The 20375-nt window shown below is 37.8% G+C and carries 24 protein-coding genes; 16 read left to right on the plus strand and 8 right to left on the minus strand.

Annotated elements, in window-relative coordinates:
• From ACVWYG_RS14455 to ACVWYG_RS14465, 3 genes are all read left to right on the plus strand, one after another.
• On the plus strand, positions 1–226 hold a 226-nt coding region (locus ACVWYG_RS14455), incomplete at its 5' end, for a hypothetical protein (protein ID WP_457270947.1).
• Positions 227–837: 611 nt separating this feature from the next.
• Entirely contained in the window at positions 838–1917 is a 1080-nt protein-coding gene (locus ACVWYG_RS14460; RefSeq protein ID WP_457270948.1) for a class I fructose-bisphosphate aldolase, read from the plus strand.
• A gap of 10 nt (positions 1918–1927) precedes the next feature.
• Positions 1928–2542, plus strand: coding sequence for an HAD hydrolase-like protein (locus ACVWYG_RS14465; RefSeq protein WP_457270949.1), 615 nt, complete (start codon positions 1928–1930; stop codon positions 2540–2542).
• A 10-nt stretch (positions 2543–2552) separates the two neighbouring features.
• Here ACVWYG_RS14465 and ychF read toward each other — a convergent pair whose 3' ends face one another.
• On the minus strand, positions 2553–3653 hold the full coding sequence (gene ychF, locus ACVWYG_RS14470) for a redox-regulated ATPase YchF (protein WP_457270950.1): 1101 nt from the start codon (positions 3651–3653) through the stop codon (positions 2553–2555).
• A gap of 192 nt (positions 3654–3845) precedes the next feature.
• On the opposite strand from ychF, the gene ACVWYG_RS14475 reads away from it, so the two are divergent.
• Positions 3846–4304: a hypothetical protein gene (locus tag ACVWYG_RS14475; protein WP_457270951.1), complete on the plus strand. Its 459-nt coding sequence runs from the start codon at positions 3846–3848 to the stop codon at positions 4302–4304.
• Positions 4305–4321: 17 nt separating this feature from the next.
• On the opposite strand, the gene ACVWYG_RS14480 is transcribed toward ACVWYG_RS14475, so the two are convergent.
• The 3 genes from ACVWYG_RS14480 to ACVWYG_RS14490 all read right to left on the minus strand — a co-directional run bounded on the left by ACVWYG_RS14480 (position 4322) and on the right by ACVWYG_RS14490 (position 7492).
• The gene (locus tag ACVWYG_RS14480) at positions 4322–5236 is read right to left on the minus strand and encodes a serine hydrolase (RefSeq protein WP_457270953.1); all 915 of its coding nucleotides are present in this window, start codon (positions 5234–5236) and stop codon (positions 4322–4324) included.
• Between the two features lie 73 nt (positions 5237–5309).
• The gene (locus ACVWYG_RS14485; RefSeq protein ID WP_457270955.1) at positions 5310–5633 is read right to left on the minus strand and encodes a DUF3276 family protein; all 324 of its coding nucleotides are present in this window, start codon (positions 5631–5633) and stop codon (positions 5310–5312) included.
• A gap of 68 nt (positions 5634–5701) precedes the next feature.
• A complete protein-coding gene (locus tag ACVWYG_RS14490; protein ID WP_457270957.1) occupies positions 5702–7492 on the minus strand; it encodes an ABC transporter ATP-binding protein in 1791 nt (596 codons plus the stop codon).
• 107 nt (positions 7493–7599) lie between these two features.
• On the opposite strand from ACVWYG_RS14490, the gene ACVWYG_RS14495 reads away from it, so the two are divergent.
• The 8 genes from ACVWYG_RS14495 to ACVWYG_RS14530 all read left to right on the plus strand — a co-directional run bounded on the left by ACVWYG_RS14495 (position 7600) and on the right by ACVWYG_RS14530 (position 13356).
• Positions 7600–8679, plus strand: a complete 1080-nt coding sequence (locus ACVWYG_RS14495; protein WP_457270958.1) for a Glu/Leu/Phe/Val family dehydrogenase — start codon at positions 7600–7602, stop codon at positions 8677–8679.
• A gap of 45 nt (positions 8680–8724) precedes the next feature.
• On the plus strand, positions 8725–9672 hold the full coding sequence (gene nusB / locus ACVWYG_RS14500) for a transcription antitermination factor NusB (protein ID WP_457270960.1): 948 nt from the start codon (positions 8725–8727) through the stop codon (positions 9670–9672).
• A 17-nt stretch (positions 9673–9689) separates the two neighbouring features.
• A complete protein-coding gene (locus ACVWYG_RS14505) occupies positions 9690–10127 on the plus strand; it encodes a DUF1573 domain-containing protein (RefSeq protein WP_457270962.1) in 438 nt (145 codons plus the stop codon).
• A gap of 62 nt (positions 10128–10189) precedes the next feature.
• Positions 10190–10504, plus strand: a complete 315-nt coding sequence (yajC, locus tag ACVWYG_RS14510; protein ID WP_457270963.1) for a preprotein translocase subunit YajC — start codon at positions 10190–10192, stop codon at positions 10502–10504.
• 149 nt (positions 10505–10653) lie between these two features.
• Complete coding sequence (locus ACVWYG_RS14515; RefSeq protein WP_457270964.1) at positions 10654–11601, plus strand: CdaR family protein; 948 nt, start codon at positions 10654–10656, stop codon at positions 11599–11601.
• Positions 11601–12206, plus strand: a complete 606-nt coding sequence (gene coaE / locus ACVWYG_RS14520; protein WP_457270966.1) for a dephospho-CoA kinase — start codon at positions 11601–11603, stop codon at positions 12204–12206. Before ACVWYG_RS14515 ends, coaE begins: the two co-directional genes overlap by 1 nt.
• A gap of 23 nt (positions 12207–12229) precedes the next feature.
• Positions 12230–13174, plus strand: coding sequence for an exonuclease (locus tag ACVWYG_RS14525; protein WP_457270968.1), 945 nt, complete (start codon positions 12230–12232; stop codon positions 13172–13174).
• A gap of 26 nt (positions 13175–13200) precedes the next feature.
• Entirely contained in the window at positions 13201–13356 is a 156-nt protein-coding gene (locus ACVWYG_RS14530; RefSeq protein WP_457270969.1) for a DUF5522 domain-containing protein, read from the plus strand.
• 208 nt (positions 13357–13564) lie between these two features.
• On the opposite strand, the gene ACVWYG_RS14535 is transcribed toward ACVWYG_RS14530, so the two are convergent.
• The 4 genes from ACVWYG_RS14535 to ACVWYG_RS14550 all read right to left on the minus strand — a co-directional run bounded on the left by ACVWYG_RS14535 (position 13565) and on the right by ACVWYG_RS14550 (position 16279).
• Positions 13565–14170 (minus strand): Uma2 family endonuclease, encoded by a 606-nt coding sequence (locus ACVWYG_RS14535; RefSeq protein WP_457270971.1) that lies wholly within the window; start codon positions 14168–14170, stop codon positions 13565–13567.
• A gap of 70 nt (positions 14171–14240) precedes the next feature.
• On the minus strand, positions 14241–14957 hold the full coding sequence (locus tag ACVWYG_RS14540) for a ZIP family metal transporter (RefSeq protein ID WP_457270973.1): 717 nt from the start codon (positions 14955–14957) through the stop codon (positions 14241–14243).
• Positions 14958–15551, minus strand: a complete 594-nt coding sequence (locus ACVWYG_RS14545; protein WP_457270975.1) for a phosphatase PAP2 family protein — start codon at positions 15549–15551, stop codon at positions 14958–14960.
• A complete protein-coding gene (locus ACVWYG_RS14550; RefSeq protein WP_457270977.1) occupies positions 15548–16279 on the minus strand; it encodes a class I SAM-dependent methyltransferase in 732 nt (243 codons plus the stop codon). The genes ACVWYG_RS14545 and ACVWYG_RS14550 overlap by 4 nt, the downstream gene beginning before the upstream one ends.
• A 199-nt stretch (positions 16280–16478) precedes the next feature.
• Between ACVWYG_RS14550 and glmM the strand changes: the two genes are divergently transcribed.
• From glmM to ACVWYG_RS14570, 4 genes are all read left to right on the plus strand, one after another.
• Entirely contained in the window at positions 16479–17864 is a 1386-nt protein-coding gene (gene glmM / locus ACVWYG_RS14555; RefSeq protein ID WP_457270979.1) for a phosphoglucosamine mutase, read from the plus strand.
• A gap of 32 nt (positions 17865–17896) precedes the next feature.
• The gene (locus tag ACVWYG_RS14560; RefSeq protein ID WP_457270981.1) at positions 17897–19045 is read left to right on the plus strand and encodes a cysteine desulfurase family protein; all 1149 of its coding nucleotides are present in this window, start codon (positions 17897–17899) and stop codon (positions 19043–19045) included.
• A 122-nt stretch (positions 19046–19167) separates the two neighbouring features.
• On the plus strand, positions 19168–19368 hold the full coding sequence (locus tag ACVWYG_RS14565; protein ID WP_457270982.1) for a hypothetical protein: 201 nt from the start codon (positions 19168–19170) through the stop codon (positions 19366–19368).
• Between the two features lie 88 nt (positions 19369–19456).
• Positions 19457–20359, plus strand: a complete 903-nt coding sequence (locus tag ACVWYG_RS14570; protein WP_457270984.1) for an MBL fold metallo-hydrolase — start codon at positions 19457–19459, stop codon at positions 20357–20359.
• Positions 20360–20375: the final 16 nt, after the last annotated feature.

A 20375-nucleotide genomic window follows, 5' to 3' on the forward strand; every position in this document is an offset into this window, starting at 1 on the left:
CAACTCACTCTCTCGCCTCTTCACTTATTTCTATAAATTTGATGATAAATTATTATTATTCAAACATAGGAGGATGCCATTCCCATCGTTAGCGCTCGGAGTTGAGTCGCAAAATTTGGTTAGCGATTGCAGAGGAAATCCTTTTTGCGAGGAACGAGCAAAAAGATTGCAACGTAAAGCGCGACCCTCTTCAGGGGAACGCCCAAATTATGAGAAGACTCATTAGCTTTTTAAGGTTGATGATGTTGATATTTATTAGTGCGCTTTTACACGCTGTCCATTGTATCTTTAATTGGCTTTAAGGTGCCAAAAAAAGGATGCCATTCCCATCGTTAGCGCAAGACCTAGCATGTGTGTATTGCTTGGAAATCCTTTTTGCGAGGAACGAGCAAAAAGATTGAAACGTAAAGCGCGACCCTCTTCAGGGGAACGCCCAAATCATTTAAAAACTCATTGAATTTTTTAACGTTCATGATGTTGAGGATTATTTGGGCGCTTTTACACGCTGTCCTTTGTATCTTTACTTGTCACATAAAGCACCGAACGGCTGTCATTCTGCTTAGGATATTGCTTATACGCACTTGTTAACGCGCATTCAAGTTTTAAAAATATCCCACCCGGTACTGTAAAATTAAAACCAAAGAAAGTTACACCTTTTTGGCTTTCGTTTGTTAAAGTCAAACTGAGCAAATAACAGTCCAATAATTTAACAATTTTATAGCTCAACAATTTCATTATGCGAAACTTCACAGCTAAAAAACTCAATAAATACACGCCTTCAAAGCAATTACGAAAACAATTCACAATAGAAAAAAATCAGTAATTATTCTCGATGTTATGGATTATCAACAAATAGAAACTCTTTTGGGCGCGGATAATAGTCGCCTATTATCGCATGTATGCAAAACAATCGACAAGAAAAATTTGCATCTGCCTTCTTCAAATTTCATTAACGATGTAATTTCCGTTAGCGATAGGAACATACAAACTTTGCGGAATTTGCATGCGATATTTGGTAATGGACGGTTGGCAGGTACCGGTTATCTGTCTATTTTGCCTGTAGATCAAGGAGTCGAGCACAGTGCGGGCGCGTCTTTTTCTGCAAACCCAGAATATTTCGACCCTGAAAATATTGTTCAACTGGCTATAGAGGGCGGTTGTAATGCAATAGCCTCTACCTATGGAACGTTAGGCGCAGTTGCAAGAAAGTACGCGCATAAAATTCCTTTTATTGTAAAGTTAAACCATAACGAACTGCTTACTTATCCAAATCATTACGATCAAATTATGTTTGCTTCTGTTAATGGCGCCTGGAATTTAGGTGCTGCGGCGGTTGGTGCAACAATTTATTTCGGCTCGGAGGAAAGCGACAGACAAATTATAGCAGTTTCAAAAGCTTTTGAAGAAGCACACCGATTAGGAATGGCAACTGTACTTTGGTGCTATTTAAGAAATTCGGCGTTTAGCCCGGATGGTACGGATTATACTTTAAGTGCAGATTTAACTGCGCAGGCAAATTATCTTGGTGTAACCATTCAAGCAGATATCATAAAGCAAAAACTTCCAGAGAATAACGGCGGATTTCAAGCTTTAAGCACTAAAACGGAAAGTTATGGCAAGTTTGATAAACGGATGTATACTAAGTTGAGCAGTGATAACCCAATAGATCTTTGTCGCTACCAAGTGGCAAATGGTTTTATGGGCAGATCTGGATTAATTAATTCTGGAGGTTCTTCGTCTGGTGACAAGAATAAAGATTTATTGGACGTAGTAAAAACTGCGGTAATCAATAAAAGAGCTGGCGGTACCGGCGTTATATCGGGTAGAAAAGCCTTCGAAAAGAGTTTTAAAGATGGCATACAATTGCTCAATAGCATTCAAGATGTATATTTGGAACAGAAAATCACCGTCGCTTAAATTATAAAACATGAAAACTACGATTACAACTCTTTTTACAGACATAGGCGGTGTATTGCTAACGAATGGGTGGGATAGAAATGCGCGAGCAGAAGCAGTAGAAAAATTTGGCTTGGATAAAAAAGACCTGGAAGAACGCCATCATCTTACATTCGATACCTACGAAGTTGGGAAAATTACGCTTGATGAGTATCTCCACAGGCTAGTGTTTTATGAAGAACGAGATTTTTCAGAGAACGATTTTAAGGAATTTATGTTCAGTAAGTCACAGCCATTTCCCCAGATGATTAAGTTGCTAAGCGATTTAAAAAAGAAGTACAGTTTAAAAGTTGCAGTGATAAGCAACGAAGGGCGAGAATTAAATCAGTATCGAATCGATACCTTCAATCTAAATGAATTTGTAGATTTTTATGTTTCCTCTAGCTTTGTGCATTTTCGTAAGCCAGATGCTGATATTTTCAAAGTGGCAATAGATATTTCTCAGTGCGATATTGAAAATAGCATTTACATAGACGATAGAAAGCTTTTTGTTCAAGTCGCAGACGATATTGGCTTAAAAGGCATTATGCACAAAGATTATGAAAGTACTAAGGTAAAGTTAGCTGAAATGGGTTTAACGTTGTAAATAAACAACGTTAAACATTAAACCTAAAGTGCATAATGTCTCCATCTTGCACAATATAGGTTTTTCCTTCTACACCCATTTTTCCAACTTCTTTACAGGCACTTTCAGAACCTAGCTCAACAAAATCTGTGTATTTAATAACTTCTGCCCGGATAAACCCCTTTTCAAAATCGGTATGAATAACGCCTGCGGCCTGCGGAGCGGTAAACCCGTTGGTTATTGTCCAAGCGCGAACTTCTTGTACGCCGGCAGTAAAATATGTACTTAAATTTAACAATCTGTAGGCCGATCTGATTAACTTGTGTACACCAGATTCTTTCAAACCCATATCTCCTAAAAATTCTTCGCGCTCCTCATAGCTTTCCAGTTCTGCAATTTCAGATTCAATTTTCGCAGAGATGACTAACACTTCCGCTTTTTCATCAGAAACATTGGCTTTTACAAGTTCGACATATGAATTTCCGTCAACAACAGATGCTTCATCTACATTGCACACATACATCACCGGTTTTTGAGTAAGTAACCCTAGATTTTCAATAAAGTCTAAATCTTCCTGAGAAACAGCTGCCGTACGAATTGATTTTCCGTTTTCCAAATGCTTTTTAACAACAGTTAAAATTTCAAATGTTCTTTTAGCTTCCTTATCGTTTCCAGTTTTGGCTATTTTTTCCACTTTTTGAATGCGCTTATCTACGGTATCCAAATCTTTTAGTTGCAATTCTGTATCGATAATTTCTTTATCTCTAATGGGGTCTACAGAACCATCTACATGAATCACATTTCCATCGTCGAAACAGCGTAACACGTGAATAATGGCATTTGTAGCGCGAATATTACCTAAAAATTGATTTCCCAGACCTTCTCCTTTCGAAGCTCCTTTTACCAAGCCCGCAATGTCTACAATTTCGATCGTATTTGGTTGTACTTTTTGGGGTTTAACTAGTTCTGCAAGTTTGTTTAAGCGCTCATCGGGCACTGTAATTACCCCAATATTTGGCTCAATAGTACAGAACGGGAAATTAGCCGCTTGTGCTTTCGCATTAGATAAACAATTAAAGAGGGTAGATTTACCTACATTGGGTAACCCAACTATGCCACATTGTAACGCCATGCTCGAATTTATAAAATTGATAAAATTGTTTGTATGCTATTTCTGGACTCTTATCAAAAGGAGTATGTTTTTGGCAATTCCGACTGATCGCAGTTCGATTTAAAAGTCGCAAAGATATGTTTTTAAAACCTCATTTTAAAAGCAGTGGTTGCCTTAATTAGATATTTTATATATGTTTGCCGAACATTTTTTATGGAAGATTTAGAAACAGCAGAACCGACAGCGGTTAAATTAATAGTAACTGAGGAAATGCGTAGTTACATTTACGACATTACCAAATGGGCAAAATTCTTATCTATAATTGGTTATGCGGTTGCCATATTGCTTTTGCTTGGCTCGTTTAGTATCGGCTCGCTTTTAAACAGCAATCCGTCGGCGCTTGCTGCTTTGGGTCCTTTGGCAAAAGGTGGTTCTACGTTAATATCTATAATTTATTTACTGATTGCAGCCTTTTATTTTTATCCAAGTATGCTGCTTGGCAGGATTTCAGCAAGAGGTAAACAGGCTGTGCTTTTCGGCGATCAAGAAAACCTTGACAGCACTTTGCTCCAGATGAAATCACTCTTTAAGTTTTGGGGGATTATTACGCTTGTAATAATTGTAGCCTATGTGTTGTTGGTAATTTTGGTTGGCAGCGGCCTAGCAAAGTAGGTTTTAATACGCAAAATTTATCTGTCAAATTTGTCCATTTCTATTGGTTTTTGCCAGCCATAATGTGGTTCGTAGTAATTCCATAGCAATTTGCTCAAATTTCTAATAAGCGTCCAAGATTCGTTATCATATTTCCAAGAAGTATCTTTTATGTTTTTTGTGGTGATGCAAAAGACATAATCTCCATGGGGGGCATTTACCAGCAATACTTCAGACCGAGCCTCATCTACCGCTCCTGATTTTGAAGCCACCTGAACTGTTGGTGGGATTTCTGACAGCGCTTCAGAATCATAATATATTCTTGTTAGGTTCCTGTAAATACGCTCAGAAGAAGCAGCATTAATCATTTTATCATCTCTGATCATCCTCACCAGCGTCGCCATTTCTCTAGGTGTAGTTTGTCCCCAGCCGTATTTTTGTTGATTCTCTTTTCTGCCCTCTGTACGAGAATTTACCCTCGTATATTTCAATCCATATTGCGCCATCAGCGCATTGATTTGGGTGCCTCCTCCGGCCATTGATTGGCACCATAAACTAGCAGTATTGTCGCTCGTGGTAATCATCAACATCAATACTTTGCTCAGGGCAATTTGCGCACTATCTTTAAAAGAACCTAAAATGTCTTCGCCAGGGTACAATAAACTATCCCGATAGGTTAAAATGGCATGATAATCCACTTCCTTTTTTTCTATCTTATTAAAAATACCACAAGTAATTGGTACTTTAATCATACTTGCCGTTGGGAAAATGGTGTCGGCATTTAAGACTGCAACTCTCCCTGTTTTTAGGTCTTTAACATAGATGCCAACAGTCCCCTTAAATCCTTTCGAAAGATCCGCTATTTTATATTGTAGCTTTTTATCAATCTTTTCTTGAGCCGATAAGCTGGCTGTAAAAAGTATCATTAAAATGGCTCCTAAAAATTGTTTCATAATGGCGCGTTTTAAAATGGCAAAAAAAAAGGCCATTGTGGATACAACAGCCTAACTAATTTTGAAGAGGGATTTAAGAAGAAAAATCTTCTTTCGGTTTATAACTACCGTCTCCATTCTCATTATATTCGTATCTTTTCTCTACTACTTCTTGGTTGTTTTTAATATAGTCAATGGTTTGGTTTAGGCCTTCAGTAAATTTTTCGAAATCCTCTTTGTAAACAAAAATTTTATGTTTTACAAATACACCGTCTTCTAATCTTTTTTTACTTTCGGTTAGCGTTAAGTAATAATCGCCAGAACGCGTTGCTTTTACATCAAAAAAGTAAGTTCTTTTACCAGCTCTTACTTTTTTAGAAAAAACTTCTTCTCTTTCTCTGTTGTCAAAATCTCCCATGCGTGGTCTTTGTAGTTTTATTGGGTAAATATAAAGCAATTATTTAAAGTTCAAAACAGAATTTCCCATTAAACCTTGCGGCTTTCCTCCTCTAAGAGCTGATTATTGTAAATATCCGTATAAATACCATTTAGCGCCAGTAAAGAAGTGTGTGTGCCCTGCTCCTTTATTTGTCCATCTTCTAAAACCAGTATTTTATCTGCATTTTTAATGGTAGAAATTCTATGTGCAATCAAAATGCTGGTTTTATCTTTCATTAACTTGCCCAAATTCTGTAGAATATCCTCTTCGGTTTTTGTATCAACGGCGGATAGGCAATCGTCAAAAATTAGTAGTTTTGGAGATTTAATTAAAGCGCGCGCAATTGATACGCGCTGTTTTTGGCCGCCTGAAAGCGTAATTCCCCTTTCTCCCAACATGGTTTCAAATCCCTTGTCAAAATCAACGATGTTTTGATAAACTGATGCGTTTTTGGCTGCTACATATACTTCTTCATCTATCGCTTTATTTAAGCCGAAGGCAATGTTGTTTTTAATAGTGTCAGAAAACAAAAAAACCTCCTGAGGCACAAAACCGATTTGATTTCTAAAATGACCAAGACTGATTTGTTTTATATTTTCGCCATCAATTTCGATGCTACCTGTGCTTACATCGTACATGCGCATAATTAAGTTAGCCAATGTAGATTTTCCAGAACCTGTTTTACCTATAATTGCAACAAATTCGCCACTTTTAATTTCGAAATTAACATTGTTTAGCGCGCGAATACCTGTATCAGGATAAGTAAAATTGACGTTGTTAAATTTAATGTCTCCGTGTAAAGTTGTTTCCTCGTTATTGGTCGATTGTATATCTGGCTCAATGTCCAGAAATTCATTAATCCGCTGTTGTGAAGCTGCGGCCCTTTGAATTAAGTTGGTTACCCATCCCAACATGGTTACTGGAAAAGTAAGTTGCGTTATATAGATGATAAACTCTGCAATATTGCCGGCTGTTATACTCCCGTTTATAACTTGAATGCCGCCAATATAAATGGTTAAAATGGTGCTCAACCCAATCAGCAGGAGCATTGTAGGATAGAAAAGAGCAGAAACTTTTACCAAGCTAAGCGAATCCTTTTTATAAGCATCGCTTTGCAACTCAAAAAGTTGACGGGTATGATCTTCTCGCACGTAGGATTTTATAATCCTAATGCCCGAGAAGCGTTCTTGAACAAAACTCGACAAATCTGATAAACGTTGCTGAATTTTCCCGCTTTTTTTAAAGATTACCGTATTTACATAGTAAATGATAACAACCAAAAATGGAAGCGGAAGCAAACAGTATATTGCAAGCTTTGCATTTACACTAAACATCGCGTAGACAATTAATACCGCAAGTGCAAATGTATTTACGGCATACATAATCGCCGGACCAACATACATTCTCACCCTGTTTACATCTTCTGTGGCGCGCGCCATTAAATCGCCGGTATTGTTCCGCCGATAAAAACCGAGGCTTAAAATTTGATAGTGCTTGTAAATGTCGTTCTTCAGGTCGAACTCTATATGGCGGCTCATTAGTATCAGCGTTTGCCGCATCAAGAATAAAAAAATACCTCTAATAAGATAAAGAAGTACCACGAGAAAACCGAAATAAAGCAGACTATTTCCAAAAATATCATACATGACCTGTTGGCGGTTAAAACCCTCAAATAGGTTGTAAATTTGAATGTTCTCTGTAATGATATCAAAAGCGTAGCCAATAACCTGTGCCGGAATGACACCAAAAACATTGGCAATTACTACAAAAATCACCCCCGGTATAATCCACCACTTATATTTATAGAAATATTTATTTAATCGTTTGAGGTGCTTCATTTATGCAAACTTACTTAAACACTCGCTAATTTTTTTATAGTTAAGTTAAAAACGAGTATTAACGGTTTTTTATTTTAATTTTGTCCCAATTCACCGTTTAACGCATCATGGCAACAGATTTGACTCCGAACACATCCGTTTTAGCTCAGCAGCAGTTGTATGGACATAAGAAGTTGACTTTTTGTAATGACGAGAGTACTGGCCTAAAAGCCATAATCGCTATACATGACACAACTTTAGGTCCGGCTCTGGGCGGTACACGTATGTGGACTTATGCCACCGAGGGTGAGGCTTTAGAGGACGCGCTTCGGTTGTCTCGTGGCATGACCTACAAAGCCGCAATAACTGGGTTAAATCTTGGTGGTGGAAAAGGGGTTATTATTGGAGATTCTAGAAAAGATAAAACAGAGGCGCTGATGCGCAGCTATGGCAAATATATAGACAATCAAAACGGAGAATTTATTACAGCCGAAGAGCTAGGAACCGATACAAAAGACATGGAGTATATCCGTATGGAGACAAAACATGTTACTGGAGTACCAGAATCTATGGGCGGAGCAGGCAATCCTGCACCTTTTACTGCGCAGGGTGTTTATCTTGGTATAAAAGCAAGTGTGAAAGAGGTGTTTGGCACTGATACACTTGCAGGCAGAACGGTTGTTGTGCAAGGCATCGGAAGTGTGGGTGAAGAGCTGGTAGCTTTATTGAGACGCGAAAACGCCGAAGTGATGGTAAGTGATATTAACGCAGAACAATTAAATTACGTAGTGAAAAAGTACGGCGCAAAACCGATTGCTGCAGATAAAATTTTTAGCGTTGTTGCAGATGTTTATGCACCCTGTGCGATGGGCGCCACGGTAAATAAGAACACCATCGCAAAAATGAATTTTGCAATTATTGCAGGGTCTGCAAATAATCAATTGCGAGATGAATCGTTAGATGGAAAGCTGTTGTTGGAGAAAGGTATTTTATTTGCGCCAGATTATTTGATAAACGCCGGCGGGTTAATTGCCTGTTACTCAGAATTGACAGGTTATGGAAAAAAGCGCGCCATACAGTTAACAGAAAATATTTATGATGCGACTAGAAATGTGATAAGATTAAGTAAAACAGAAAATATCCCGACAATTGTTGCAGCAAATCGCATTGCAGAAAAAAGAATTGCTGATTTAAAGAAAATAAAATAAATAATATAATTAAAGGTAAACATTACCAAACCCGTTCTTACATTCATGTTAAACAGAAGGCACCTACGTATAAAAGCTTTGCAAAATATTTTTGCTTGGCATTTAGCAGACAGAAAAGACATTAAAGGAGATCTTAAAATCCTTATGCAAAGCATTGATAGCGTATACGAAATGTATATTTGGATGCTTTCTTTATTGGTAGAAGTGACGGAATACACAGCAAATGACGCTGCTGACCGAGCCAATAAATTCTTAAAAAAAGAGGAGGACATTAACCCTAACTTAAAGTTGTTAAACAATAAGTTTAGTGTAATGCTTCAACAAAATCCACAATATTTAGAAGCTATAAAGAAATATAAGGTAGAGTGGAGTTTCGATCCAGAAATTCGGAAGACCATCTATAATAGTCTAAAAGTGTCAAAAGAATATACTGAGTATCTTGCAGATCCAAATGAAACGCTAGAGTCATCAAAAGACATTATTAAATATATTTTCAGGAAAATCATTCTTAAAAACCAAGGCATTATACAAGTGTTTGAAGAAAAATTTATCAATTGGCAAGTAGATCATGAGGTGATGAAGGGCATGGTAGCCAAAACCTTGAAAAACTTCAACTCTGATGATCCTTCTAAGAATAAGCTTACAGAAATAAGTGCTGATTGGCCTGAAGATAGCAAATTTGTGCAGGATTTATTTGTACATACTTTACAAAACGATAGCAAATATCAGGAGCTGATTGCGGAAAGGACGAAGAATTGGGAATCAGAGCGTATTGCGCTGATGGACACAATTTTGATGAAAATGGCCATCTGCGAAATGATGAATTTTCCTTCCATTCCCGTTAAGGTAACTATAAACGAATATTTGGATCTTTCTAAAGATTACAGTACACCGAAGAGTAATTCGTTTATAAATGGTATTTTGGACAAAATTTTAGGCGACCTTCAAAAATCTAAATCGATTAAAAAGATAGGACGCGGTTTAATAGAATAATCTAACTAAGAAATAAAATGAAAAAGCTGTTGATTTTTTGTGTCGCTTCCTTGGCACTTGCATCTTGCCACAATGCAAATACACAAGTTAAAGATGGGTCGTCTACAGACTCAAATACCGTTGCAACGGCAGGTGCACCGGTGATAAAGTTTGAGAAGGATGTTCACCAATTCGAAAAAATTAAAGAGGGTGAAAAGGTAGAGTATGATTTTAAATTCACAAACGTGGGCAAAAGTCCGCTGATAATTTCTAGCGCTACTGCAACTTGTGGTTGTACCATTCCAGAACCTCCAAAAGAACCTATTTTGCCCGGGAAAGATGGCTTTATCAAAGTTGTATTTAATAGTGCAGGTAAATCAGGAATAAATGATAAAGTTATTACAGTAAACAGCAACGCCAGCCCAAATATTAACACCGTACATTTGGTGGGTGAGGTTGTGCCTAGAGCTAAGTAGGCTTTATGCTAAGATAAAATTGATTTTAAGTAAAGATTTATAAACCAATACAAATAATAGAAATGACGTTAACAGTAATTTTAGATGCGGCTCCCGGGGCTGGGATGTTAGGTACTTTAGGGCCAATGGTGTTGATTATGGTGGTATTTTACTTCTTTATGATTCGTCCACAAGTAAAAAAAGCCAAAGACCTTAAGAAGATGGTGGCAGAATTAAAAAAAGGGGATAAAATTGTAACTACCGCTGGCATACACGGTAGAATTATCGAGATGAATGACACTACGTTCTTGATAGAAGTTGAAGGTGGAACAAAAATTCGTTTTGATAAGTCTGCGGTTTCTTTAGATGCTACGAAAGCAGTATTACCAAAAGTATAAATAGCATTTTTCTATACAAAGAAGCCGGTAGATCCGGCTTTTTTTATTTGAGGTGTTGTTTGCAAATGTAGCCATACTGTAGATTTTGCTGAGTTTGTTTTGGCTATATTTGCGATAGCATATAATGTTTTTTAAGGTCTAATTAGCAAATGGCAATAATAAAACTTACGAAGATAGAGAAGAGGCGAGTGGTTGGAATGTTTGCATGCCTCTGTTTTGCCATTGCTGCTTGGTTGTTTATGGCTCTGAACAATAAATATGTCTACACTGCCAAAACCGTATTAAATTACAAAAATTTCCCTTTAGAGCGAGCATTCCATCCACTACAGTCAGACACCGTAGATTTACAGGTAGAAGGCTCAGGTTGGCAATTGTTGTTTTCTCGGTTACGTATAAAACCGCAATCTATTCCTGTGGATTTAGAGCCATTGAATAAGAAAGATTTTATCGTTTTTTCAAATCAAATCAACGGGATAAATAAGCAGTTTGTGAGTTCACAAAAAATTATTTCTGTTAGGCCAGACACATTGTATTTTGATTTCACCAAAAGATCGGTAAAGAAAGTTCCAATTAAACTCGTCAAAAAAATTAGTTTCGCAAATCAGTTTGGCCTCTCTAATGATATTATGTTAACCCCAAGATATGTTACGGTAACCGGGCCGCTAGAAGATTTAAAGAAGATTTCCGTATGGGATACAGATACGCTTTCTTTAAATAATTTATCAAACAATGCCTCGATCCGGATTGGGATGCAGCAAACACATTCTAAAAATATAAATATTTATCCTGCTAGGGTGGAAGTTAAAATTCCTGTAGATGAATTTACGGAAAAAACAATCGAAGTTCCCTTAAAAATGATCAACAATAAAGGATTTAATAGCATTATGCTTTACCCAAAAAAGGTAAAGGTAACCTTTTTAGTTGCTTTGAATAATTATAGCCAAGTAGATGAAGATTTTATCCAAGCTGCTGTAGATGTTACCGAGTGGAAAAATGAGCATCACAATCAATTCACAGTTAAAATAATAGACTTTCCTGATTATTGTAAGCTTATCAAGGTTTCGCCGGGGAAAGTAGATTTTATTGTAGAAAAATAATGTACAAAGTTGGAATAACGGGTGGAATAGGGAGCGGTAAGACTTTGGTTTGCAACGTTTTCCGGCAATTAGATGTTTCTGTTTTTTTCGCAGATGACGCTGCTAAGCGTTTAATGACGACTGATAAAACATTAATGGAGGAAGTTAAGAGTGCATTTGGTAGGGAAAGTTATTTTAACGACGGGAAGTTAAATAACAAATGGATTGCAAACATTGTCTTTAACAACAGCGCAGCATTAGAAAAACTAAATGCTATGGTACATCCGGCAGTTTTTAGAGACTTCAAGCACTGGTGTAACAACGTAGATAAGAAAGTGCCTTACGTCGTTAAAGAAGCGGCACTTCTTTTCGAAAGTGGTTCAGATAAAATGTGCGACGTGACAGTGGTGGTACTCGCACCGCTAACTTTAAGATTAGATCGGGTCATCCAGCGAGACAAAGTATCTATGGAACAAGTTATGGCTCGAGTGGAAAAGCAATTTACGGACGAACATAAAGCGAGTCTTGCCGACTTTCAGATCACAAACGATGACAAGCATAGCCTTATAGAGCAAGTGTTGGCACTACACAATCGATTTTTGAAGATTGCGTCAGCGAATAAGTAGTTAGTCTTTTCTTAATCTCTAACATGATTTTAGATAATTTCATTACCATAAACAGTATTGGGCTTTATTGTCCTTACGGCGATTTTTACTTAGATCCGCAACAGGCGGTTGCGACTGCTGTCATTTCGCATGCCCACGGCGATCATGCTGTGCGTGGAAATGAGCAAGTGTATTGCACCGCAGCAACAGCTGCATTTATGAAGCATCGTTATCGGAAAGCTGCCGGAGTAGCGTTTTCTATTAAAAATTACCATCAAGAGTTTATGATTGGCGAGGTGCATATTATACTTTACCCGGCAGGCCACATGCTAGGTTCTGCACAAGTTTTGATGATCTATAAAGGCCTAAGGTATTTGTATTCGGGAGACTATAAACTTGAGGAAGATTTTACTTGTGAGCCGCTAGAATTTGTAGAAGCTGACGTGTTTATAACAGAAAGTACTTTTGCAGATCCGTCTACCAAACATCCGGCAGCAGCCGAAGAAGTAAAAAAACTAAACGAAACCAACTTTAACATTATGCTTGGTGCTTACTCCTTGGGTAAAGGACAGCGAATGGTTCAGTTGTTAAATGCTCATTGTGAGGGCAAAATGATAATGCTACACCACAATATTGCCCCAATAGCGAAGATTTACGAGGATTTTGGCATCCATTTGGGCAGCTATAAGTTGTACGATAGGAAAACGATGAAGCAAGAAAAGGAAAACCAAGTATATATTGTGCCGCCCATTGTTTTTAATAATTATTTTCGGGCAACCAATGTGGTCAGAGCCTTTGCCTCTGGATGGAAAAATTTGCAGGAACGGAATGGGATTTCGTTATTTATTTCAGATCATGCCGATTGGCAGGCTATTTTAGAAACTATCAAACGAGTTAATCCAAAACAAGTATGGACCTTGCACGGGGATGGTCGTCAACTTAAGCAACATTTCGATGGTGCATTAGAAGTTAGAATTTTGAATCAATGAGATAGCGTAAATGGCTGAACATACCGATGAAAGAGGGCATAGATTTTTATTTTAATGAAGATGGCTTTATGGTGATGACGGAAGTTTACCATTTAAAGCGCGGAACGTGCTGTAAGAGTGTTTGCAAACACTGCCCCTGGGATTACGGCAGGAAAAAGCGAAAACGGAAAGATGAAAAGTAGTTTTTGATGGAGTTTGGGTCGCTTTATGGATAGATTTAACCCTACCTGTATTGTCGGCGTGATGGTTTTTTGTTTCATTTTCGGTTAAAGCCCGGAACAAAACATAATGCCTATATTTATAGATATGTAGCTTCGGCTGAAATGTTAGCGGTGGATTTTAATCTATCGTTTACTCGGAAAAACACTTTCTACCAAGTCGGCCGGAGGCCTAATATTTCTTTTCAAATTTAAGTCCTGCATAGATTTCTAACAAGGGTAGAGAGATCGCTAATGAGCGGAAATTTAGTAAATCGTCGAGGCTATTGTGTTCATCCAACTCCCAATTTGCTTTTTCGTTGAGGAAGAAAGCTTCGACAGAAACAGATGCTGAATCAACCATAACATATTCTTTTAACGATGGAATTGCCCTATACAATTTAAATTTATCGCCTCTATCGTAGCTTGTTGTTGATGGCGATAAAATTTCGATGATAACCGTCGGAAGTATAAAGCTGGCATCATCTAATTCACTTTCCTGTGGCTCTTTGCAATAAATAGATATGTCTTGATAGGTATAAAGCGTATTTTCTGGAATGTGCAGCCGCATATCGCTACCGTAGGGAAAACATGGAGAATCTTTTAACTCGTTGAAAAGATTTGCTGACATATTCATAGCTATCCTAACGTGCGGTCGTTCAGCTCCCGCGATGCCAAATATCTCACCATCAAAATATTCGTGTTTTTCGGTCGCATGACGCTCTAGTTCTAAATATTCTTGAGGAGAAAAATGTCTTTTTTCGGAAGCTGTAGTCGGCTCTTTAGTGAGATTTTCCATAACCGAAATTACCTAATTAAACCCGAAAATCCAATGTGCTTTTATGATAGTTCAATGTGATGTAAATGTTTTAATGCCCCGTAAAAAAACCGATTAATGCGATGCCAATTCCTAAAAGTACGGCAATCATTTTACGGAAATTAATTTTATGATCGGCGCTAGATTCAAATAAAATGGTGGTAGAGATGTGAAGAAATATTCCTATTACGATACCCATAATTTTATTAAAATACTGATCTAAGCCTCCAATACTTCCATTGCTCAATCCAAAACTTACATAATATCCAAGTGGCGACATCAACGCAAAAAGAATAATGTAAAAAATAATGGCAGCGCGCTTAAACTCATTTTGCAAAAAGATGCTTGCTAGCGCAAATGCAGCCGGAATGTGATGTAAGGCAATCCCAAATATAAGTTCATTATGCTGATCTTTAGCAAGCGGCATACCTTCTAAAAAAGCGTGTAAACAAAGGCTGATCATAATTCCGAAAGGGAAAATATGGCCTTCGTTATGTTTGTGAATATGTCCATGTTCAATTCCTTCAGAAAATTGTTCTAAGACAATCTGCAATAAAAAGCCTAATAAAATAAATAGGCCAATTTCTTTGCTATCAGTTCCACTATAGGCATCCGGAATTAAATGCAACACCGTGATGGCAAATAGAAACGCGCCGCTAAACGCAAGAATTAACTTTAGTAGCTTAGATTTATCGCTTTTAACCAAAAAGATTGCAGTGCCGCCAAAAAAGGCACAGAAAAAGAGCGCGCAAATTTTCCAGATTTCCATTTAAAAAGAGGGTTGTAAATAGTTAAACAATCGGCTGCAAAGGTAGCCAATTAAGGCGCCAAGCAAAGCGCCTACTGTCACGTCTATTGGATAGTGCACGCCTACATATACTTGAGCAAAGCAAATTAAAGTCGCCCAGGTTAAGCCTAGTGGCAAAATCGGCTTCCAATATTTATAGAATAGGCAAATTAAAAAAACAGCTATGGCAAAATGATTGGTGGCATGGGAAGATGGAAAGCTTTGTCCGGTGCCGCAACCTACGCGGTGAATAATGTCATTTGCCAAGCTGGGCTCGTTGCAGGGCCGTAACCTGCCGGCCATTGGCTTAATAAGGCGCGAGGAAATTAAATCGCCCATGGCGAAAGTAAATATGAGCCCTCCAATGATGTAGTAGCCGGTCTTTTTATATTGAACGATTGAAAAGACGATGATGAAAAGATACAACGGTGCCCAGAAAAATTTGTTTCTTACTAAGGGCATTAGCCAGTCAAAAAAGGAATTTGACATTCCTCTGTGGACCGATAAAAACAACTCTACATCTAATTGTTTAATGGTCTCTAAAGTGCTGGTTACAGTTGCTATTTCCACAATCATGCTTTCCTGCAAATTAAAATAAGTCGCTCAGATTTAGTTTCATCAAAATCATTTAAATTATAGTCTCCAAAAGTTTTTTCGATGTACATACCTGCAGCAAGCAACATTCGCTTAAAATCATTAAATGTAAATGCTTGTACTCGCTCCTCAAAGTGGTATTTCTTACCCTCTGCTTCGAAATTTATTCCCTTTATAATTTTACCTTCAACAACCGTCTTTACAATTTCAAAGTGAATACCGTCTATCTCCTTTAATTCTCGGCTGTTTAAATTTTGAATGATGTTTTCAGCGTTAAAATAATCTAAAACCAAACACCCGTCATGTTTAAAAGCTTTTCTAAAACTTTTTAAAGCTTTAACATGTTGGTATTCTGTCTCAAAATAACCAAAACTTGTAAATAAATTAACCGCGATATCGAAATAATTGATGTAAAACAACTGTCGCATATCGTGAACTAGAAAATGCAAATAATCATTCTCGAATTGTTTGGCATAACGCACACTTTGCTCAGAAAGGTCTATGCCGGTTACGTCGAAACCTTTTTTATTTAAATAGATGGCATGACGTCCCTTTCCGCAGGCTATGTCCAAAATTTTACTTTTTAGAGGCGGTTTTAAGTATTTAGTAAGATTGTCTATAAAAAACTCGGCTTCAGCATCGTTCCTTTGTTGATAGAGAATGTGATAGTACGGTGAATTAAACCAGTATTGAAACCATTTACGCTGCATTATAACGGCTTTTTGTGCCTGCAAACTTATAAAAAATGTCTCAAACCTCTGGTTTTAATTTGCGGAGAAGCATTTTTAGGTGTTTCACCTTGAGGATTATTTTTCTGTTTCAGAGGAACCTTTTTATATAAACCGACTAACCTTTACATGAGTAGCTCGCAAATTTTGTTAATTTTGCTTGAAATTTAAAACCATCAAATTGACATTAATAAAATCTATATCCGGAATTAGAGGAACCATTGGGGGGCAGGCGGGTGCCGGTTTAACACCAGTAGACATTGTAAAATTTACTGCTGCCTTTGGGCAATGGGTGATAGATAAAACCGGAATTAAAAAAATTGTGGTTGGTAGAGATGCTCGTTTGTCTGGAGAAATGCTTAACAATTTAGTTGTAGGAACACTACAGGGCATGGGAATAGATGTGGTAGATGTTGGCTTATCTACAACGCCAACAGTAGAAATAGCGGTGCCAGAGGAAGATGCAGGCGGTGGAATTATTTTAACCGCTAGCCACAACCCAAAACAATGGAATGCTTTAAAATTATTAAATAACGAAGGCGAATTTATAAACGATTTAGAAGGAAAAGCAGTTTTAGAACTGGCAGAAAATGCGGCATTTAATTTTGCCGAAGTAGATAAGCTCGGGAAGGTTATTAAAAACGACACCTATCTACAAAAGCACATAGACAAGGTGCTAGCATTGGCTTTGGTTGATGCGGAAGCCATTAGAAATGCTAATTTCAAAATAGCAATAGATTGCGTAAACTCTACTGGAGGCATCTTTATTCCGGCTTTGCTTAATGCATTGGGCGTTAAAGACATTATTGAATTGTATTGTACGCCTGATGGAAATTTCTCCCATAATCCGGAGCCTGTGCCCGAGAATCTAAGCGAAATTGCTAAGGTGGTTCAGAAGCAAAATGCCGATTTGGGTATTGTGGTTGATCCTGATGTAGATCGTTTATGTTTTGTAAACGAAGACGGCAGTTTTTTTGGTGAAGAATATACGTTGGTTGCAGTGGCTGATTATGTATTGAAGAACACGCCAGGAAACACGGTATCTAATCTTTCTTCTACAAGAGCACTTCGAGATGTAACCGAGAGAAATGGGGGCGTATACAATGCATCCGCCGTAGGCGAAGTAAATGTAGTTAATAGGATGAAAGAGACCGACGCAATTATTGGGGGTGAAGGAAACGGTGGAGTTATTTATCCAGAATCGCATTATGGCAGAGATGCTTTGGTGGGTATAGGGCTGTTTTTAACCCATTTAGCGAAATTTGGCAAGCCGATATCTTTGTTAAGAAGTAGTTATCCAGCCTACTTCATCTCAAAAAATAAAATAACGCTCACTCCAGAAATGGATATCGACCATTTGTTAAAGCAGGTGGAAGAGCGCTATAAGAATCAACCACACAGCACAATAGATGGCTTAAAAATTGAGTTCGACAAAACTTGGGTACACCTCAGACGTTCAAACACAGAGCCTATTATTAGGATTTACAGCGAAGCAGAAAACGAAACCGTGGCCGAGAATTTAGCCAAAAAAATCATATCAGACATTAAGGAAATTTTACACCTATAGTTCGGATTAAAATTTTACAACTTGTAAAAGTTATGAACAGGATATATTTAGACAACGCAGCAACCACTCCACTTGATCCATTGGTGATCGATGAAATGACTGCTGTAATGAAAAACCAATATGGCAACCCATCTGCCATCCATGCGATGGGTAGAGAAGTACGCACTTTGGTAGAGAAGGCTAGAAAATCGGTAGCACAGCTGCTACATGCGTCGCCCTCTGAGATTTTTTTTACTTCTGGTGGTACCGAGGCCGATAATATGGCGATACGAGGAACCATTCAAGCTTACGGAATTAAACATGCCATTACTTCAAGAATAGAACATCACGCAGTAGAACACACATTAGATGCGCTTTTGAAAAATGGCGAAATAAACAAGTTGAGTTTTGTAGATGTTGATGCTAAAGGAAACATAGATTACCAGCAATTAGAAGAATTGTTAAAGGAAAATGATCGTTCTTTAGTTTCGCTTATGCACGCAAATAACGAGCTGGGTACCTTAACAGATATTCAAAGAGTAGGAGTTATTTGCGAAAAATATGACGCCATTTATCACTCAGATACAGTCCAGACGATGGGCCATTACAAACATAATGTACGCGACTTAAAAGCTCACTTCATTGTATGTGCAGCACATAAGCTTCACGGCCCCAAAGGAGTTGGTTTTCTTTTCGTTAATAGCAATGTAAAAATCCCATCTATGATTTTTGGTGGCGCCCAAGAACGTAACATGCGTGGGGGGACAGAAAATGTGTATGGAATTGTTGGTTTGGCAAAGGCTTTGGAAATTGCGTACGCAGAAATGGACGAACATCAAACGTATATCCAAGAACTGAAAGATTATTTTAAGCAAAAACTTGTCTTGGAGATTTCTGGAATTTCCTTCAACGGCGAGACGGATGCAGAAAAAAGTCTCTATACCGTATTAAACGTTTCGTTTCCGGCGATGGATATGGGAGACATGCTGTTGTTTAACTTGGATATTCATGGCATTTGTGCATCAGGTGGGAGCGCTTGTTCTTCGGGTTCTAATATTGGTTCCCATGTTTTAAATGGCATTAATGCAGATCCCGACAGACCATCTGTTAGGTTTTCGTTTAGTAAATACAACACTAAAGAAGAGATAGATTTTGTAATAGATAAGGTTAAGACCGTTGTTGCGCAGAATGCCAAGGTTTAAAAGTTGGTTTTTGTTTTGTTAAGTAGGAAATATTTAGTTTTTTAACTAGATTATTATAAAGTTCGAAACAAAAATTTCTATCAGCTGTTATTCTTTTAATTGCACAGTTAAAAACTAAAGTTATGGAAACTGATAAAAATAAAGAAAAAGAAAAAGCTGTCGTTGAAAATGAATTGTTGGAAAAAACCGCCGACGATGAAAGATTGGATGAGACTTTGGAGAAGACCGAAAATTCTAATGTCTCTACGAATCTTTTCAGCAAAGATCATCATAGAACATCCAAAGCTTTTGGACCGGGTCACGAACCTGGAGCAGGCGGTTAAAAAGGAAAAATAAAAGTATTGGTTTATTTTAAAAATTATAATTATTTTGAGCTACAGTGTTTTCGCTGTAGTTTTTTAGTTATCTAACATGGAAAGAAGAATTTTTATTCAAAACTCTGCCTTGGCTTTAGCTGTACTGTCGCTGTCCAGGTCAGCTGCGTTTGCAGATAGCTTTATGCAAACTTCTTATCAATTTAAACCTTTGCGAAACGACATCGGCATTTTTATAGAACAGGGCGGAACCATCGGATGGTTGAACTCAAGCGATGGCTATGTCGTGATAGATTCTCAGTTTCCAAATACAGCTCCGCATGTAATTGAGGAGCTCAAAAAATTAGGAGATAAGCCTTTTAAATATTTGATCAATACGCATCACCATGGCGACCATACTGCCGGAAATATTGCGTTTAAAGGTTTAGCAAAAAATGTAGTTGCGCACCAAAATTCATTAATCAATCAAACCAAAGCAGCAGAAAAAGCAGGAAATTTGGAACAGCAACTGCTGCCCAATGTTACTTTTGGCAAGGGTTGGAAAGATAAGGTAGGCAAGGAACAAATGAAGGCGTTTTATTATGGTTCCGGACATACCAATGGCGATGCCGTTTACCATTTTGAAAACGCAAACATTGTGCACGTTGGCGATCTCGTTTTTAACAGGAGATATCCTTATATCGACAGGCCAAACGGTGCAAATATTGGCAATTGGATCACTGCCTTAGATAAAATTAACAGTCAATTCGACAATGACACATTGTTTATTTGGGGACATAGTTTAGATCCGGAAAAGGTTATAGGAAATAAAGAAGACATTAAAGCATTTCAGAATTACCTCTCAAAACTGCTTGCTTTTGTTGGTGGAGAGATAAAGAATGGTAAGACTAAAGAAGACATTTTGAAGGCAACTGAAATTCCAGGTGCGCCGGAGTGGAAAGGCGACGGTATAGAGAGAAGTCTGACTGCTGCCTATGAAGAGTTAACGGGCGCAGCTTAATAATTAAAGGAACAGA

This window comes from Pedobacter sp. UYEF25 (assembly GCF_054061655.1).

Excerpts from the sequence above, each read along its gene's own strand:
- ACVWYG_RS14460 (WP_457270948.1), top strand. The coding sequence starts at position 838 with ATGGATTATCAACAAATAGAAACTCTTTTGGGCGCGGATAATAGTCGC.
- ACVWYG_RS14465 (WP_457270949.1), top strand. The coding sequence starts at position 1,928 with ATGAAAACTACGATTACAACTCTTTTTACAGACATAGGCGGTGTATTG.
- ychF (WP_457270950.1), bottom strand. The coding sequence starts at position 3,653 with ATGGCGTTACAATGTGGCATAGTTGGGTTACCCAATGTAGGTAAATCT.
- ACVWYG_RS14475 (WP_457270951.1), top strand. The coding sequence starts at position 3,846 with ATGGAAGATTTAGAAACAGCAGAACCGACAGCGGTTAAATTAATAGTA.
- ACVWYG_RS14480 (WP_457270953.1), bottom strand. The coding sequence starts at position 5,236 with ATGAAACAATTTTTAGGAGCCATTTTAATGATACTTTTTACAGCCAGC.
- ACVWYG_RS14485 (WP_457270955.1), bottom strand. The coding sequence starts at position 5,633 with ATGGGAGATTTTGACAACAGAGAAAGAGAAGAAGTTTTTTCTAAAAAA.
- ACVWYG_RS14490 (WP_457270957.1), bottom strand. The coding sequence starts at position 7,492 with ATGAAGCACCTCAAACGATTAAATAAATATTTCTATAAATATAAGTGG.
- ACVWYG_RS14495 (WP_457270958.1), top strand. The coding sequence starts at position 7,600 with ATGGCAACAGATTTGACTCCGAACACATCCGTTTTAGCTCAGCAGCAG.
- nusB (WP_457270960.1), top strand. The coding sequence starts at position 8,725 with ATGTTAAACAGAAGGCACCTACGTATAAAAGCTTTGCAAAATATTTTT.
- ACVWYG_RS14505 (WP_457270962.1), top strand. The coding sequence starts at position 9,690 with ATGAAAAAGCTGTTGATTTTTTGTGTCGCTTCCTTGGCACTTGCATCT.
- yajC (WP_457270963.1), top strand. The coding sequence starts at position 10,190 with ATGACGTTAACAGTAATTTTAGATGCGGCTCCCGGGGCTGGGATGTTA.
- ACVWYG_RS14515 (WP_457270964.1), top strand. The coding sequence starts at position 10,654 with ATGGCAATAATAAAACTTACGAAGATAGAGAAGAGGCGAGTGGTTGGA.
- coaE (WP_457270966.1), top strand. The coding sequence starts at position 11,601 with ATGTACAAAGTTGGAATAACGGGTGGAATAGGGAGCGGTAAGACTTTG.
- ACVWYG_RS14525 (WP_457270968.1), top strand. The coding sequence starts at position 12,230 with ATGATTTTAGATAATTTCATTACCATAAACAGTATTGGGCTTTATTGT.
- ACVWYG_RS14530 (WP_457270969.1), top strand. The coding sequence starts at position 13,201 with ATGAAAGAGGGCATAGATTTTTATTTTAATGAAGATGGCTTTATGGTG.
- ACVWYG_RS14535 (WP_457270971.1), bottom strand. The coding sequence starts at position 14,170 with ATGGAAAATCTCACTAAAGAGCCGACTACAGCTTCCGAAAAAAGACAT.
- ACVWYG_RS14540 (WP_457270973.1), bottom strand. The coding sequence starts at position 14,957 with ATGGAAATCTGGAAAATTTGCGCGCTCTTTTTCTGTGCCTTTTTTGGC.
- ACVWYG_RS14545 (WP_457270975.1), bottom strand. The coding sequence starts at position 15,551 with ATGATTGTGGAAATAGCAACTGTAACCAGCACTTTAGAGACCATTAAA.
- ACVWYG_RS14550 (WP_457270977.1), bottom strand. The coding sequence starts at position 16,279 with ATGCAGCGTAAATGGTTTCAATACTGGTTTAATTCACCGTACTATCAC.
- ACVWYG_RS14560 (WP_457270981.1), top strand. The coding sequence starts at position 17,897 with ATGAACAGGATATATTTAGACAACGCAGCAACCACTCCACTTGATCCA.
- ACVWYG_RS14565 (WP_457270982.1), top strand. The coding sequence starts at position 19,168 with ATGGAAACTGATAAAAATAAAGAAAAAGAAAAAGCTGTCGTTGAAAAT.
- ACVWYG_RS14570 (WP_457270984.1), top strand. The coding sequence starts at position 19,457 with ATGGAAAGAAGAATTTTTATTCAAAACTCTGCCTTGGCTTTAGCTGTA.